The 17,138-nt window shown below is 73.4% G+C and carries 4 protein-coding genes; all 4 read left to right on the top strand.

Translation table 11 applies throughout. The features are described 5' to 3' along the window. Positions 1-49 precede the first annotated feature (49 nt). From B207_RS0104040 to B207_RS0104025, 4 genes are read left to right on the top strand one after another with little or no spacing between them, the layout of a single operon-like run. A complete protein-coding gene (locus B207_RS0104040) occupies positions 50-3,109 on the top strand; it encodes a helicase-related protein (RefSeq protein ID WP_018635231.1) in 3,060 nt (1,019 codons plus the stop codon). Beyond that, the gene (locus B207_RS0104035; protein ID WP_018635230.1) at positions 3,109-7,818 is read left to right on the top strand and encodes an Eco57I restriction-modification methylase domain-containing protein; all 4,710 of its coding nucleotides are present in this window, start codon (positions 3,109-3,111) and stop codon (positions 7,816-7,818) included. Before B207_RS0104040 ends, B207_RS0104035 begins: the two co-directional genes overlap by 1 nt. Further along, on the top strand, positions 7,815-14,678 hold the full coding sequence (locus tag B207_RS0104030; RefSeq protein WP_018635229.1) for a DEAD/DEAH box helicase: 6,864 nt from the start codon (positions 7,815-7,817) through the stop codon (positions 14,676-14,678). Before B207_RS0104035 ends, B207_RS0104030 begins: the two co-directional genes overlap by 4 nt. Beyond that, on the top strand, positions 14,675-17,137 hold the full coding sequence (locus B207_RS0104025) for a 3'-5' exonuclease (protein WP_018635228.1): 2,463 nt from the start codon (positions 14,675-14,677) through the stop codon (positions 17,135-17,137). Before B207_RS0104030 ends, B207_RS0104025 begins: the two co-directional genes overlap by 4 nt. Position 17,138: the final 1 nt, after the last annotated feature.

Raw genomic sequence — 17,138 nt, 5'->3', positions numbered from 1 at the left:
CTCGCCCTTGTGCCGTTCGCGCATGGGGGATCGGGGGGCGAGGAGCTACGTGACGACGTTCGCGCCGGGTTCGATCGTGGTGGTCCGGGACGAGGAGTGGCTGGTCACAGGGGCCGAGCAGGGCACGGACGGCTGGCGGCTGGAGGTGGTCGGCCTCGGTGAGCTCGTGCGGGAGACCACGGCGACCTTCTTCAGCGGGCTCGACCACATCGAGCTGCTGGACCCCCGCGAGGCGGAGCTGCTCCCGGACGGCTCCCCGCGGCACCGGCGCACCCGGCTGTGGCTGGAGGCCACCCTGCGCCGGACGCCGATGCCGGCCGGCGAGACCTCGCTGACCGTGGCCGACGGGATGCTGGTCGACCGGCTCGACTACCAGCGACGGGCGGTCGCCCACGCGCTGTCCCCGGCGAACCTGCGGCCCCGGGTGCTCATCGCGGACGCCGTCGGCCTCGGCAAGACCCTGGAGATCGGGATGCTCCTCGCGGAGCTGACCCGGCGCGGGCGGGCCGACCGGGTGCTGGTGGTGACGCCCCGGCACGTCCTGGAGCAGATGCAGCACGAACTGTGGTGCCGGTTCGGGCTGCCGCTCGTCCGGCTCGACAGCGACGGGCTGCAGCGGGTGCGGCAGAACCTGCCGGCGAGCCGGAACCCGTTCACGTTCTACCGCCGCATCATCGTCTCGATCGACACGTTGAAATCGCCGCGGTACCGATCTTTTCTGGAACGGCACCGGTGGGATGTCGTTGTCATCGACGAGTCGCACAACCTGACGAACACCGGCACGCTGAACAACGAGCTCGCGCGGGTTCTCGCGCCGAACACGGAGGCGCTGGTCCTGGCGTCGGCGACACCGCACAACGGGAAGAAGGAGTCGTTCGCGGAGCTGCTGCGGCTGCTCGACCCGACGGCCGTCGGCCCGGACGGCGAGTACGACGTCGCGGATGTGGAGCGGCTGTTCATCCGCCGGCACCGCCACTCCCCCGAGGTCGCCGCGGAAGTCGGCGCCGACTGGGCGCTGCGCCCCGAGCCCGAGGTGATCCCGGTGGCCGCCTCGCCGGCGGAGGACGCGATCGCCACGGAGATCTCCCGGACCTGGCTGTACCCGCAGGACGGCCCGTCCCCGGTCGCGGGCCGCGGGTCGGCGCTGTTCCCGTGGACGTTGGCGAAGGCGTTCCTCTCCTCCCCCGCCGCGCTGCTGGAGACCACCGAGGCCCGCCTCAAGCGGCTCACCGCCCAGGGCGGCGGCGCCCAGCGCGGCGGCGATCACGAGCCGGAACGGCAGGCCCTCGAGCGGCTGCGCGACCTCACCGAGCTGGCCCTGGCCGGGGAGAGCGCCAAGCTCACCGCGCTCGCCGAGTACCTGCGCACCATCGGTGTCGGCGCCCGCTCGACGACCCGCGCGGTGCTGTTCGCCGAGCGGGTCGCCACCCTGCGCTGGCTCGCCCGCGAGCTGCCCGACCTCCTGGGCCTCGCCCGCAACCAGATCGCCGTCATGCACGGCGGCCTGCCGGACGTCGAGCAGGAGCGCATCGTCGACGACTTCAAGACGACGGCGAGCCCCGTCCGGCTGCTGATCACCGGGGACGTCGCCAGCGAGGGCGTCAACCTGCACGCACAGTGCCACCACCTGATCCACGTCGACATCCCCTGGTCGTTGATCAGGATCGAGCAGCGCAACGGGCGGATCGACCGGTACGGGCAGAAGCACCCGCCGCGGATCACGGCGCTGGCGCTGGTGCCCTCCGACGACCGGTTCAGCGGCGATATCCGGGTGTTGCAGCGCCTGCTGGCCAAGGAACACCTCGCCCACACGACGCTGGGCGACGCGGCGACGCTGATGCACCTGCATTCGGCGAGCGGCGAGGAAGACGCGATCCGGGACGCGCTCGCCCGCGGGCAGAACCTGGACGAGGTCGTGCCCGACCCCGGTGCGGGGCACGGAGCCGACGACTTCTTCGACTCCTTCTTCGACGAGGATTTCGCCGCCGCCGGTGACGACCTGCCGCCCGTTCCCCCGGACCGCCCGCGTGAGTCGCTGTACCCCACCGACGCCGATTTCCTCGCCGACGCGGTCGCCGAGGTGTACGACGATCCCACCCGAGCGCCGGACGACAAGGACCCGGCCCGCGGCGGTGTCGGCTGGAAGGTCTTCCGGGACAAGAGCCTGATCGCGCTGCGCCCGCCGCGCGACCTGCGGGTGCGCCTCGACGCGCTGCCGGCGTCGTACGTCGCGGAGCGCGGGATCCGGGAGCAGCTGCTGCTCGCCGTCACCCCGTCGGTCGCGCTGGACGGCCTACGCGCGGCCCGCGAGGGGCAGGCCGGCGGCGCCCCGGCCCAGTCGGCCCTGGTGACCGCGAGCGGGCCGAAGGGTCTCACCCCGGCGAAGCGCGCGGGACGTCCCGCGAAGGCCCGCGAGGTCGCCGCGCCCACCCCGTCCACCTGGCCGGAGGCTCATTTCCTCTCCCCCCTGCACCCGGTGCTCGACTGGGCCGCGGACAAGGTGCTCGCGGCCGGCGGCCGCAACGAGGTGCCGCTGGTGCGCGGGCCGGTGGACGCCCCGCGGGTGCTGGTGATCGCGACGCTGATGAACCGGCGCGGCCAGGTCGTGACCCGCCAGATGGTCGCCGTCGAGTTCCCGACCGGCCGGGCCGACCTGCCGCTCGCGCAGGTCGTCGAGGGACTGGAGCTGTTCGCGGGCACCGGGCTGATCCCCGGGCCCGGCGAGCGGGAACCGGCGGTGAACCCGGGCCCGGCGGCGGTCAGCGACGAGCTGCGCGCGCTGGTGCCGGCCGCGATCGACGCGGCGGCCCGCACCCTCGACATGGCCGAGGACATCCAGCACTCCGACCTGGAACGGCGGCTGGCCGGCTGGTCGAACCGGCGGACCCGCTGGCGGGAGCAGGCCGCCCGGCTCGAACTCGACATGACCGGGCCGGGGCTGGCGAAGGTTCGCCGCCTGTCGAAGCAGGTCAGCCTCGAGGAGGAGATCGCGCGCTCGCTGCGCGCCAGCCAGCGGCTGCTGCGCCCGCTCGCCGTCGTGATCCCCGCCGTCGTGATCCCGGCGGCCACCAGCGGTTCCGGCAGCGAAAGCGACGGGGGGAACGTCTGATGCCCAGCTTCGACGCGGTGATCGTCGGCGAGTCGTGGATCTCCGAGCACTACCTGACCTCGGACGCCCGCACCGGCAGCTTCCTCGCCGAGGTGCTGGCCCTGCGCACCCGCTGGAAGGCCGAGGAGGACGAGGGCCACCTCACCGCCCGCTCGGCGCTGCGCGACGCGGCCACCCCGCTGGCCCGGCTGTTCGGCGGGCTGGGCGAGCAGCCGTCCGACGAGGACGTCCGCGAGGTGCACCGGGAGGTACGCCGGGCGCTGCGGCTCGACCGGGAGCCGACGCCCTGGGTGTCGGACCGTTCCGGGGACGAGGTGCGGCTGCCCGCCGCGGCGGTGCACCCCTCCCCCACCGGGACGGCACTGCTCATCCTGGAAGCAACCCCCGCCGGGGCGGTCGAGGACATCCTGACCACGCCGGACGCGGCCGGCCCGCGGATCGGGCAGCTCCTCGACCCGGCGGTCGTCGACGGCAAGCCGCAGGCCTCCGTCGCGAAGGCCGTCTCCAGCGTCTTCCTGACCGACGACGCCCCGCCGTTCGTGCTGGTACAGGCGGGCAGGTGGGTGCTGCTCGCCGAGCGCAGCCGGTGGCCGGAGGGACGCTGGCTCGCCGTCGACCTGGGTGTCGTCGTCGACCGCCGCGACGTCCGGGCGGCCGGCGAGCTGGAGCACGTCGCCGCGATGGCCGGGCCGGACCTGCTGCTGCCCGCCGACGACGGGGTGGCCCCGTGGCTGGGCCTGCTGGAGAAGTCGGTGCAGCACACCGTCGGCGTCTCCGCGGACCTGCGCGAGGGCGTCCGCCTGTCGGTGGAGATCATCGCGAACGAGGTGGTGGCGCGGCGGCAGGCGGCCGGGCTGGACGTCATCGACGTCCCGAACCTGGGCCGTGATCTGACCCGGCAGTCGCTGCGGTTCCTCTACCGGATCCTGTTCCTGCTGTACGCGGAGGCGTCGCCGCAGCTGGAGGTGCTGCCCGTCCAGGCACCGGAGTACCAGGCCGGCTACGGGCTGGACCGGCTGCGGGACCTGATCCTCACCGACCTGTCGTCGGACCGGGCCCGCCGCGGCCGGCACCTGTACGAGTCACTGCACAAGCTGTTCGTCCTCGTCGACAAGGGCCACACCACAGCTGCGGACGAGACCGCGGACGCGGAGTCAGGGGCGCCGGCCGGGGACGGGCTGGTGTTCCAGCCGCTGCGCTCCGACCTGTTCGCCGCGGATGCCACGGCCCTCATCGACGAGGTGGGCCTGGGCAACGAGGCACTGCAGCGGGTGCTGCGCCACCTGCTGCTGACGAAAGTGAAGAAGGGCAGCGACCGCGGGTTCATCTCCTACGGCGAACTCGGCATCAACCAGCTCGGCGCCGTCTACGAGGGGCTGATGTCCTGGTCGGGAATCATCGCCGACACCGACCTGTACGAGGTCGCGAAGGGCGGCGACCCCTCCGGCGGCACCTGGCTGCTGCCCGCCGAGCGCGTCAACGACGTGCCCGCCGACTCGTTCGTCCTCGACCGCGACGAGAACACCGGCGAACCGAAGCCGCGGCTGCACCCCCGAGGGTCGTTCGTCTACCGCCTCGCCGGGCGGGAGCGGCAGCAGTCTGCGTCGTACTACACGCCAGAGGTCCTCACCCGCTCCGTCGTCCACCACGCGCTGGAGGAACTGCTCGACCAGGACGGCACTACCACCCGAGCCGCGGACATCCTGAAGATGACCATCTGCGAGCCGGCCCTCGGATCGGGCGCGTTCGCGATCGAGGCCGTCCGCCAGCTCGCCGCCGCCTACCTCGCCCGGGCGCAGGACGAACGCGACGAGCGCATTCCCGCCGAGCAGTACCCGGCCGAGCTGCAGCGGGTGAAGGCGTATCTGGCGCTGCACCAGGTGTACGGGGTGGACCTGAACGCCACCGCCGTCGAACTCGCCGAGGTCTCCCTGTGGCTCGACACCATGCAGGCCGGCCTGGCCGCCCCCTGGTTCGGCCTGCACCTGCGCCGCGGCAACAGCCTCATCGGCGCCCGCCGCGCCGTCTACGCCCCCGCGCTGCTGAAGAAGAAGGAATGGCTCACCACCGTTCCGACGGACGTCCCCCTGCACGACCCAGCGCTGCCGGACGACTCAGTTCCTCCGGTAGGCGCCGGTATCCACCACTTCCTGCTGCCGGCGGCGGGCTGGGGCGCGGTCGTCGACACCGCTGAGGCGAAGACGTACGCACCTGAGGCACGCGAGCGGCTGCGGGCCTGGCGGGCCGGCGTGCTGCGCACCCCGGGCAAGGAGCAGCAGAACCGGCTGGCACGCCTGGCTCAGCGGGTCGAGGTGCTCTGGGAACTTTCCCGGCGCCGCCTGCAGATCGCCGAGGCCGGTATCCGCCGCACCACCCCGGTCTGGGGCGCGGACGGTTCCGCGGAACCGTCGACAGAGCCGGTGACCCGCGAGCAGGTCGAGAAGGTTCTCAACGATCCGAACAGCGCCTACCGCCGCCTGCGCCGCGCGATGGACGCCTGGTGCGCCCTGTGGTCCTGGCCTGTGACCACTGAGATTCCCGCCCCGGACCTGGACGCATGGCTCACCGGTCTGGAGGCCCTGCTCGGCAAGGCCACGAAGCCGGGACGGAACGAGAAGAACGGCCAGTCCGCCTTCGCCGACGACCTTTCGTGGGCCGGCCTCGACGACGCCGAAGAACTCGACCGCACCTTCGCCGCCGCAAGACCCGTCGACGAGGCCCTACACGACATCCCCTGGCTCCGGGTGGCGGAGGAGATCTCCGACCGCCAAGGCTTCTTCCACTGGGAACTCGACTTCCCCCAGGTCTTCACACACGGCGGCTTCGACCTCCAGGTCGGAAACCCTCCCTGGGTCCGCCCCGACTGGGACGAAGCCGGGGTGCTCGCCGAGCACGACCCGTGGTGGTGTCTCGTGCCCACTGCGGCCGAGCAAGAAAAGACCGAGCGCCGTAAGCGCACCTTCCACCTGCCCGCCGCCGAGACCTGGTACATCGACCAACGCGCCGAGCAGGCTGGTCTCAACGCCCACCTCGGCAGTCCAATCGAACGACCGCTCCTCCACGGCCTTCAGCCAGACCTCTACCGCTGCTTCATGGACCGCACCTGGAAATCCATGAACCCCCGAGGAATAACATCTCTGATTCATCCAGAATCTCACTTCACCGAAACACGGGCAGCAAGCCTACGGCTTGCTACATATCGGCAACTACGCCGCCACTGGCAGTACCGCAACGAACGGAAACTTTTTCCGGAGATTCAACATACGCGCACCTTCGGCACACACGTATACGGCTCACCACGAGATGTCACGTTCCTTCACGCCAGCTGGCTATACGAACCTCAGGTAATCGATCGGTCGCTCTCCCACGACAGTTCGGGCCCACAGCCAGGCGTTCGCGATGAGCACGGAGATTGGGATACCCGACCCCACCAAGCCCGGATAACGAAGGTCGACAGGAAGGCGCTCCAGACCTGGGCCGATCTTCTCGACGAACCAGGGACATCGTACGAACAGGCCAGGATGCTGTTCCCGGTCAACACCTCCAGCGCAGCAGTACTCGCAAAGCTCGCCAACGCACCTCGACTCGGCAGGCTCGAAATCTCCTGGACCGCGGGGTGGCACGAATCAGCGGACCGCCAGCGCGGATGGTTCGAGCGCCGCCCGAGCATACCAGCAACATGGTCAAATACAATCCTACAAGGACCTCATATATCGGTCGCAACACCACTTTTTCAGCAACCTACCGAGATCTCCGTAAAAAGACAAGATATCGAATCCATCAATCTGGAAAAGATTTCCGAGAACTTCGTTCCGAGAACAACATATCAGCGATCCAAACCCGCCCCCGAGTACCACGCCGCCTATCCGCAGTGGAATGGCCGTCCGAGTAGCGACAGCTTCCGACTAGCCTGGCGACGCATGACCGACCCCGCCACCGTCAGAAGCCTGCACGCAGCTTTGATCCCTCCCGGACCTAGCCACGTGAACACAGTCCTGACACTCTCGATACCCGACCCAGTAGATTTGATTATGGCTGTCGGAACGTGGTGTTCCCTGACAACCGATTTTTTTGTCAAATGCGCCGGCTCGGAAGTGAATCAGGGGCTGATACGCCGGTTCCCGCATGTGCGAGGGCATGCACTGGAGGCAGACTTGGTGCTGCGGACGTTGCGGTTGAACTGCCTGGTGCGGCCGTACGCGCCGCTCTGGGCGGAGCTCTGGGATCCCGCGTGGCGGGAGGACCGGTGGGTGCCTGGGGTCGGGGTGGCCTACCGGGAGCGGGCGGAGATCGGGGAGGTCTCGGCGGAGTGGGAGTGGGGGACTCCGCTGCGGCGGGCGGCGGATCGGCGGCAGGCGTTGGTGGAGATCGACGCAATCGTGGCCGTGATGCTCGGCCTCACCGCGGACGAGCTGGTTACCGTTTACCGGACACAGTTCCCCGTGCTGCAGGACTATGAGCGCAAGGCGCGGTACGACTCGTTCGGGCGGCAGCTGCCGGCTGATCTCGCGAAGCAGCTCGACAAGGCGACCGCGGCCGGAGAGCGGGTCCACACGCTCAACGGGCCCGACCGGAACTATGCCGGGCCGTTCAGCGGGGTGAACCGGGAGACGGACCTGCGCATCGCGCACGAGCACTTCAGCCGACTGACCGCCGAGCGGGAGGCGAAGAAGGCGCAGGCCGAGGCACACGGGCAGCTGCCCGGATGACCGCCCCGCTGCTGCCGTCGCTGCAGGCGGCTGACCTGCGCCGTGCCCTGACGGACTATCTGGCGACCACGTTCGCGCTGACCGACGACGACGTCCGCGCCGCGTTGACGACGTTCCTCGGTGACCCGGAGGAGGGTATTTTCCGCGGTCCGTATGCCCGGCTGCGGCTGCCGTTCCGGCCGGCGGACGGGGCGTGGGCGGAGCCGCTGGACTGGTGGCCGCGGGACTTCGTCCCGTATGTGCATCAGGCGCAGGCGTTCGAGCGGCTGTCGTCGAAGCACGGGCGGCCGCGGCCGACGATCGTCACGACGGGCACCGGGTCGGGCAAGACGGAGGCGTTCCTCGTCCCGATCATCGATCATGCGCTGCGGATGCGGCGGCAGGGGCAGCGCGGGGTGAAGGCGCTGATCCTCTACCCGATGAACGCGCTGGCGAACGACCAGGCGGGCCGGCTCGCCGGGATGCTGACCGGTGACCCGCGCCTGGGCGGGCTGACCGCCGGGATCTACACCGGGGAGCAGCAGGGCCAGCGCACGCAGGTCAGCCAGGCAGGCCTGATCACCTCCCGGGAGGTGATGCGCTCCGATCCGCCGGACATCCTGCTGACGAACTACAAGATGCTCGATCATCTGCTGCTGCGTGCCAACGACCGCGGCCTGTGGGACGGCGCGCAGGCGTCCCTCGCCTACGTGTGCCTGGACGAGTTCCACACCTACGACGGTGCGCAGGGCACCGATGTGGCGATGCTGCTGCGCCGGCTCGGGTCGATGCTGGGTGTGGCGCGGGCCGGTGCGCCGCTGGGTGACGTGGTGCCGGTCGCCACCTCCGCGACGCTCGGTGCCGGGAGCGCCGACAGCGCCGCGGACCCGGACGACGCCGAGAACACTGACGAGACCGCGCCGGAGGGCGAGGGCGAGCGCGCGGACGGCGGGGCGGACGGGGCGTTCGCCGCGATGCGGGTGTTCGCCGAGACTGTCTTCGGCCGCCGGTTCGAGGCGGACGCGGTGGTGGTCGAGCAGCGGATGGCGCCGGACGACTGGCGCCGCGAGCACAGCCGTCCGACGCCCGATGTGTCGATCCGGCGGCTGCCGGACACCCGGCTGCTCGCCGGGACTGTCCGTGCGGCCGTTGCGGAGGGCCCGGAGCAGGTCGCCGACGCGCTGCTCGGCGCGCTGGTCGCCCGGGACGGCGACGGGGCCGAGTTCTCCGCCGCCGAGATCCGCCGGCTGCGCCGCGGTGACCGGCTTCCCGCCGTCCTGGCGGCGCACCCGCTGACCGAGGGGCTGCTCGCCGCGGCGCTGCGTCCGGCGTCGATGCGGGACCTCGCGAGGGAGATGCTGCCCGACGACACCAGTGCGGGGCGGGCGGATGGGATGGCCGTCGTCGAGGCCTACCTCGGGCTGCTCTCCCAGGCGCGGGCGCGGGCTAACGCCGAGCCGGCGGTGGGCCGCCGGCTGCTGGGGGTGGACACGCAGCTGTGGGTGCGGGAGGTGACCCGGATCGACCGGCGGGTGTCGCCCACCGCGGCGTTCCGCTGGTCGGACGACGGGGCGCACGCCGATCTCGACCTGTACCTGCCGGCGTTGTACTGCCGGCACTGCGGCCGGGCCGGGTGGGGGGCGCTGCGCACCCTGGTGGGGCGGGCGGTCGATGCCTCGGAGACGACCGTCCGGCGGGCCTCGCGGGCCGGTGACCAGCGGTTCCGGGCGCTGCTGCACGCCCCGGGCGAGGCCGCCGCCGTGATCGCCGATGCCGACACCGCCGATGCCGACACCGCCGGTGCCGACGCAAGCACCGCCGGCACCGCCGACGCCGCCGACGCCGCCGACGCCGCCGACGCCGACACCGCGGAAGGGGCCGGAACGGCCGGCGGGACAGCCGACGGAGCAGCGAGTGGGGGCGGGGCGACGTCCGTCGAGGGCCTGCTGTGGCTGGACACGTCGACGCTGATTCTCACGGCGCAGCCGGCGGCCGACGGGGAGCCGGACGAGAGCACCCACATCCCGGTGCTGACCGCCTGGGATGACGACACCGGGGCGCGGGCGCAGACCTGCCCGTCGTGCCGGCAGCCGGACGGCATCCGCTTCCTCGGCAGCGGGGTGTCGACGCTGACGTCGGTGACGCTGTCCGCGCTGTTCGGGTCGGCGCATCTGGACACCGCGGAGAAGAAGACGCTGCTGTTCACCGACAGTGTGCAGGACGCGGCGCACACGGCGGGGTTCGTCCAGGCCCGGTCGCATGCGCTGAGCCTGCGGGCGGCGCTGTTCGACACGATCGAGCACGGCGGGCCGCTGACCGTCGCCGACCTGGCCCGGGAGGCGATGGAGCGGGCCGGGGACGACCCGGTGCGCCGCTACCGGCTGGTGCCGCCGGCGCTGGCGGAGTGGGCGGCGTTCCGCGGCTACTGGCAGCCCGGCGGCGGGAGGCCGGAGCAGAACCGGGCCCGGCAGTTCGTCGAGCGGCGCCTCGCGTTCGACGCGGCGCTGGAGTTCGGGCTCAACGCCCGTACCGGGCGCACCCTGGAGCTGACCGGGGCGGCCGTCGCCGAGGTCGACACCGGCCACGGCGAGGCGCTGGCCCGGGTCGCGGGCCGGGCGGTGGCGCGGGCCCGCCAGCAGCATTCGCTGTCGGCGGAGAACGACGAGGCTCTCGGTGCGGCGCTCGACGACGCCCGGCTGGTGGCGTGGGCGCGGGGTGTGCTGGAGCGGGTCCGGGTGCAGGGCGGGATCTGGCATCGCTGGCTGGAGTCGTTCGTCGAGCATGACGGGAACCGCTGGTTCCTCACCGGGGGCCGGCGGGCGGCGCGCGGTGAGGGGCTGCCGGCGTTCCCGCCGGGCCGGCCGGCGCCGACGTTCCCGACGACGGGGCGGACGTCCGAGCGGACGGCGACGTTCGACAGCATCACCGGGCCGGCCTCCTGGTACGCCCGCTGGGCGCAGCGCCAGCTGCGGTTGACGGCACGCGACGGCGGGCTGGTGACCCGGGCGCTGCTGGAGGAGATGGCCGACGCGGGCTGGCTGTCGCGGCGGCGCACGGAGACGAACGCGACGGTCTTCCTGCTCGACCCGGCGCAGGTCGTGGTCAGCGCGGCCGACCCGGACGGGCTGGCGGCGGGGGCGCTGGCGCTGCGCTGCGACGTCTGCCAGACGCTCACCCCGGGCACCCGGCGCACCGTCGACGACCTGGCGGACGCCGCCTGCCTGCGCCAGGCCTGCCCGGGTCACCTGCGCCGGGCCCCGCGCGGCGACGACTACTACCGGCACCTGTACCGCAGCGTCGACATGCGCCGGGTGGTGGCGCACGAGCACACCTCGCTGCTGCCGGACGCCGTCCGCCTCGACGTGGAGCGGCAGTTCCGCGAGGGTGGCGGGCCGGCGGTGCCGAACGTGCTGGCGGCGACGCCGACGCTGGAGCTGGGCATCGACATCGGCGACCTGTCGACGGTGATGCTCGGGTCGCTGCCGCGCACCGTCGCCTCCTATGTGCAGCGGGTCGGGCGGGCCGGGCGGCTGACGGGGAACGCGCTGGTCCTGGCCTATGTGAAGGGCCGGGGGCACGACACGCAGCGCCTCGCCGACCCGCTGGCGCTCATCGACGGCGATGTCCGGCCGCCGGCGACCTACCTGGACGCGGTGGAGATCCTGGAGCGCCAGTACGTGGCCTGGCTGGTGGACCGGCGTTCCCGCGCCGGCGCCCAGGATCCGCAGACCGCCGCCGGGGTGTTCCCCGAGGCGGGCTGGGCGCCGGGCACCTGGCTCGGCGATCTGCTCGCCGACGCCGAGGCGAACGCGGCGGCGTACACCGAGGAGTTCCTGGCCCTGTTCGGCGCCGCCGTACGCCCGGACACCGCCGACCACCTGCGCACCTGGGCCGGCGCGGCACCGGGCACAGCCTCCGGGCCGAACGAGGGCGAGGCGGTCTCCGGGCTGGCGAGGCTGCTGCGGCGGGCGGCGGTCGAGTACCGCCGGGAGGCCGACGAGCTGGGGCACCGGCGGGGCGCCCTGCAGGACAGCCTGCCCGAGCTGGCCGTCGCCGCGAACCGCCTGACGGCCACCGCCGACGACGTCACCGCCCACCGGCTCGCCAAGGCCGAGCTGCGGTTCCTGCGCGACCGGCGGCAGGCGCTGGCCACCCAGTTCTGGGTCAGCGCGCTGGAGGAACGCGGGGTGCTGCCGAACTACACCCTGCTCGACGACACCGTCACCCTCGACGTCGCCCTGCAGTGGATGGACCAGGACACCCACGAGTACCACGAGGAGCCGCGCAGCTACCAGCGCGGCAGCGCGCTCGCGCTCACCGAGTGGGCGCCCGGCGCCACCTTCTACGCCCAGGCGACAGCCGTGCGGATCGACGCCGTCAGCGTCGGCACCGACCTCGACGGGCTGCTGCAGACCTGGCGGGTCTGCCCGTCCTGCGGCTGGTCGCGGGTGCACCGGCACTCCCAGGGCGACGAGCCGGCGGTGCCGGCCACCTGCCCGCGCTGCGGCGACGCCGGGATCACCGACACCGGGCAGGCACTGCCGGTGCTGCCGCTGGAGAAGGTCTCCGCGCAGGTGTCGCGGGACGCGGCGACCATCTCCGACTCGCACGACGATCGCGAACGGCTGCCGTTCACCGTCGTCGCCGCCGCGGACGTCGACCCGGAGCAGATCAGCGACGCCTGGCATCTCGGCGGCTACCCGTTCGGCGCCGAGTACGTCCGCCAGCTGGAGGTGCGCTGGGTCAACGTGGGGCGCGCCGTCGAGCAGGGGCCGGAGCGGATGCTGGCCGGCACCGCGGTGCGGGCGCCGCTGTTCCTGCTCTGCCCCGGCTGCGGGATCGTGCCGGCGGCGCAGCTCGGGGTGCGCGACCCGCAGCAGGCCCGGCACCGGGCCTGGTGCCCGCACCGCACCCGCCTCGACGTCCCGTGGCGGGAGCTGGCGCTCGGGCGGTCGCTGCGCACCCAGGGGGTGCGGATCCTGCTGCCGCCGCAGTTCACCCTGGACCAGTTCGCCGGGCCGTCGTTCCGGGCGGCGCTGCTGCTCGGCCTGCGTGAGCTGCTCGGCGGCGCGCCGGATCACCTCGACGTCCTGGAGGTGCGGATGCCGGTCGGCGGCAGTGAGCGGACGGCGCTGCTGCTGCACGACCGGGTCCCCGGCGGTACCGGCTACCTCGCCGACCTGGCCCGGCCGGGCCGGGTCCGCGAGCTGCTCACCGCCGCCCTGGCCGTGGTCGCCGGCTGCGGGTGCGCCGAGGACGGGCTGCTGGCCTGCTCCCGGTGCCTGCTGCCGTTCAGCCCGCCGGGGCTCGTCGAACGGACGTCCCGCGCGCGGGCCGAGCAGATGCTCACCGAGGTGCTCGGCGACAGATGGAAACCGGTCGGGCTGCGGTCGGTCGCCGACATCCCGCTGCCGTCCCTGGACAGTGCGCTGGAACTGCGGTTCCGGCGGACGTTCACCGACGCGCTGCGCGCCCGCGGGGCGAGCGTGCGGGAGATCCCGCAGCTCACCGGGACGGAGCTGCGGTTCGGGGTGCCGGGCACCGTCCACCGGCGCTGGACGCTGCGTCCGCAGGTCCGGGTCAGCGGCTGCCGGCCCGACTTCGAGCTGCTCTGCGAGGATCCACAGGTGCCGCGCGTCTACATCTTCACCGACGGCCGGACCTGGCACGCGACCCCCGCCCACAACCGGATCGCCGACGACGCGGCGAAACGGGCCGCGCTGCGCGAGGCGGGGCATGTGGTGTGGGCGGTCACCGACGACGACGTCGCGGTCTTCGAGGCGCTGGCCCGCGGGGAGCGGGCGACGGCGGCCGGTGCCGCCTGGTACGACGACGACGTCCGGCGCCGGCTCGTCCGGGCGCGTGCTGGCGGAATCCCGGCGGGTTCGGCTTCCGACGGGCTGGCCACCGCGGACGCCGTCACCCAGCTTCTCGACTGGGTGATGGAGCCACAGCGTCCGCAGGCCTGGCACAGATTCGCCGACGGGCTGCCGTTCGCGCTGGTCGATGCCCGGCCAGCCCCGATCCGGAGCCGTTCGGCCCTGGCCGGGCTCGCCGCGGCCGCGCTCGACCCGTCCGACGACGCGCCGGAACACACCGCGGCCGGTGACCTGCGGGGCTGGGTCTGGCGGCGCGGCGGGCTCGCCGTCGCCTCCGCCGGCTGGCCTCGTGCGCCCTACGACCTCGACTGCGTGCTCGTTCTCGACGACAGCGACGAGAGCCTGGCGAGCGAGGCCGGCGTGCGGGCCTGGCGGAGCTGGCTGGCGTTGTCGAACATCCTCGGCCATCTGGGCCGCGGCCATGCCGGCCGCACCGCCCGTCCGCTGGCGCTGTCGCAGTGCGCCGGCGAGCAGGCCGCGGACGGCGTCCAGCCGGGCATCGAGGCAGCTGACGCGGCGGGCACCGAGGCGGGCGACGCGGCGGGCACCGCGGCCGTGGAGCTGCCCGAGCCCAGGACCGGGACCGGGGCCGGGGCCGGGGCCGGCGGGGCCGTGACCGGAACCCGCGGGGCCGACAGCGCCGACGGCGCTGACGGGGCCGGCCGGGACGGGACGGCCGAGGAGACCACAGCGGTGCGGCCGCGGGCGGATGCTCTCTCGCCGCCGTGGGCCGACCTCGTCCTCAACGCGCTCGACGACGCCGAGAAGAACCTGCTGCGCGGGCTGGCCCAGGCCGGCGTGCCGCTGCCCGAGCAGGGCCACGAGACAGCCGGCGGCTACCCGCTCGACCTCGCCTGGCCGGACGCGCGGGTCGCCGTCCTCGTGCACCCCGAGGATGTCGACGCGGACCTGCGGGCCGAGCTCACCGGCGACGGATGGCGGATCGCCGACCCCGACCCGGCGCAGGTCGCCGCCCTGCTGGCAACGGGAGGAACCCGATGAGCAACATCACCATGTCCCGGCAGTTCCGCAGGCGGCTGGACATCGACGGGTCGCTCAAGCAGCGGGCCTGGGACTTCCTGACCAAGCTGATGGCCGACCCGGCCAGCCCCGGCCTGCACATCGAGCCGATCAGGAACTCGGCCGACCCGCGGGTGCGCACCGGGCGGGTCAACGACAACTTCCGCGCCGTCATGTTCCTGGTCGCCGAATCACCGGAGCCGCACTTCGTGCTCGCGGCCGTCGCCAAGCACGACGAGGCGAACGCGCTGGCGCAGCGCCTCGTCCTGACCACGAACCCGGTCAGCGGCGTCCTGGAGGTGATCGAGAACGCGGAGCCGGTTCTCCCCACCGTGTCACCGCCCGGCCGGGGGCGCGGCGCCCGGGGATGGGTTCCGCAGGGTCCGCTGGCCGGTTTCACGCCAGGGGAGCTGGAGGATCTCGGCCTCTCCGCCACACTCGCCCGGCGGGCGGTGAACTGCCCGGACGAGGACGCCCTCGTGGCCGCCGCCGGCGACGAGGGAGTGCCGCCGTGGCAGGCCGACGCGCTGCTCGCCCTCGCCACCGGCACGCCGATCGACCAGATCCACGAACAGCTCGGCCTGGCGGACCAGGAGACCGAGCAGGCCCCCGCGCGGCCCGACAACGCCGAGGCCCCCGCCAGCTCCGAGGCCCCTGCCAGCCCCGAGGCCCCCGCCAGCCCCGAAACCCCTGCCAGGCCGGCGAGCGACGCCGACGTCGCCGCGGCGCTGCGGCGGCCCAGCACACTGATGGACTTCGTGCACATCGAGACCGACAGCGAGCTGCGGCGCGTCCTCGACGGCAGCTTCGCCGAGTGGCGGGTCTTCCTGCACCCCGAGCAGCGCCGGTACGCCTATGTGAAGACCAGCGGGGCCTACCGGCTCTCCGGCGGGGCCGGCACCGGCAAGACCGTCGTCGCGCTGCACCGGGCCCGCCGTCTCGCGACCGCGCCGGCCGCGCCGGCCGCGCCGACCACGCCGACCACGGCAGCCGCGGCGGGGGCGCCGCGGGTCGTGCTCACCACGTTCACCCGGAACCTGGCCGACAACCTCGCCCAGGACCTGCGGACCCTGGACGCCTCGGTGTGGCAGGGCCGGCTCGGCCAGGCCGGGGTGACCGTCCGCGGGATCGACCAGCTCGCCCTCGACGTGCTCAATCTCGTGCCCGCCGACATCCGGGCCGCCGCCGGGGGTGATCTGCTCTCCGCCGGGGCCGTCCCGAGGCCGCTGTCCGACGCCGACGAGCGCACCCTGTGGACGGATGCGGCCCGCGCCGCGGGCCTCACCGGCGACCTCGCCCGGCCCGCGTTCCTGCGCGGCGAGTACCGCATGGTCGTCCTCGCGAACGATCTGACCACCCGCGCCCAGTACCTGCGGGTGCCCCGGCCCGGGCGCGGCACCCGCCTCACCCGCGCCCAGCGGATGGCGATCTGGGACGCGGTGGAGGCCTACCGCCGCCAGCTCGCACTGGGCCAGACCGCGAGCTTCGCCGAGATCGCCGCCCTCGCCGCCCGCTGCGCCGACGCCCACGCCGAGGCCGGCGGCCCGCGGCCCGCCGATCACGTCATCGTCGACGAGGCGCAGGACCTGCACCCCGGCCACTGGCGGCTGCTGCGCGCCCTCGTCGCCGAGGGCCCCGACGACCTGTTCCTCGCCGAGGACTCCCACCAGCGCATCTACGGGGAGAAGGTCGTCCTCTCCCGCTACGGCATCCAGGTACGGGGCCGCAGCCGGCGGCTGACCCTCAACTACCGGACCACCGCGCAGAACCTGCGGTTCGCGGTCGGCATCCTCGCCGGCGACACCGGCGTCACCGACCTGGAGGGCGACGCCGAGGCCACCAGCGGCTACCGGTCGGCGATGAGCGGCCCGCCGCCGTTCCTGCGCGGCTGCTCCGGGCTCACCGAGGAGCTCGACGTCACCGCCGACACGCTGCGCGGCTGGCTCACCCCGCCGGCCCGCAACGGCAACGGCAACGGCAACAGGTCGAGTTCGGGGGCCGGGACGGCCGGCGGGACCGGCGGCGGGACGGACGGGGTGGAGGCCGGCAGCATCGGCATCCTCACCCGCAGTGCCCGGGAACGCGACATCGTGGCGCAGGGGCTGCGCGACCGCGGGATCCCCGCCCAGGTGATCGCCGGGCACGCCCTGCCCGGTCACGCCGGCGGCCGGGACACCCACCGGCCGGACGCGCCCCGGCTCATGACCATGCACCGCGCCAAGGGGCTCGAGTTCAGCCGGGTGGTGCTGTTCGGCATCGACCACCGCAGCGTCCCGTCCGAACGGGTACTCGCCACCGAACCCGACGACGAACGGCAGGACACCCTGGCCCGCGAGCGCTTCCTGCTCTACGTCGCCGCGTCCCGCGCCCGCGACATGCTCGTCGTCGTCTGGGCCGGTGACGCCTCGCCGTTCCTGCCCGCCCAGGCGTCGGGGAGCTGAG

It is taken from the genome of Parafrankia elaeagni (assembly GCF_000374165.1).
GTDB lineage: Bacteria > Actinomycetota > Actinomycetes > Frankiales > Frankiaceae > Parafrankia > Parafrankia elaeagni.
The sequence above is the reverse complement of the archived record's forward strand: the minus strand, read 5'-3'. Positions and strand labels throughout refer to the sequence as shown.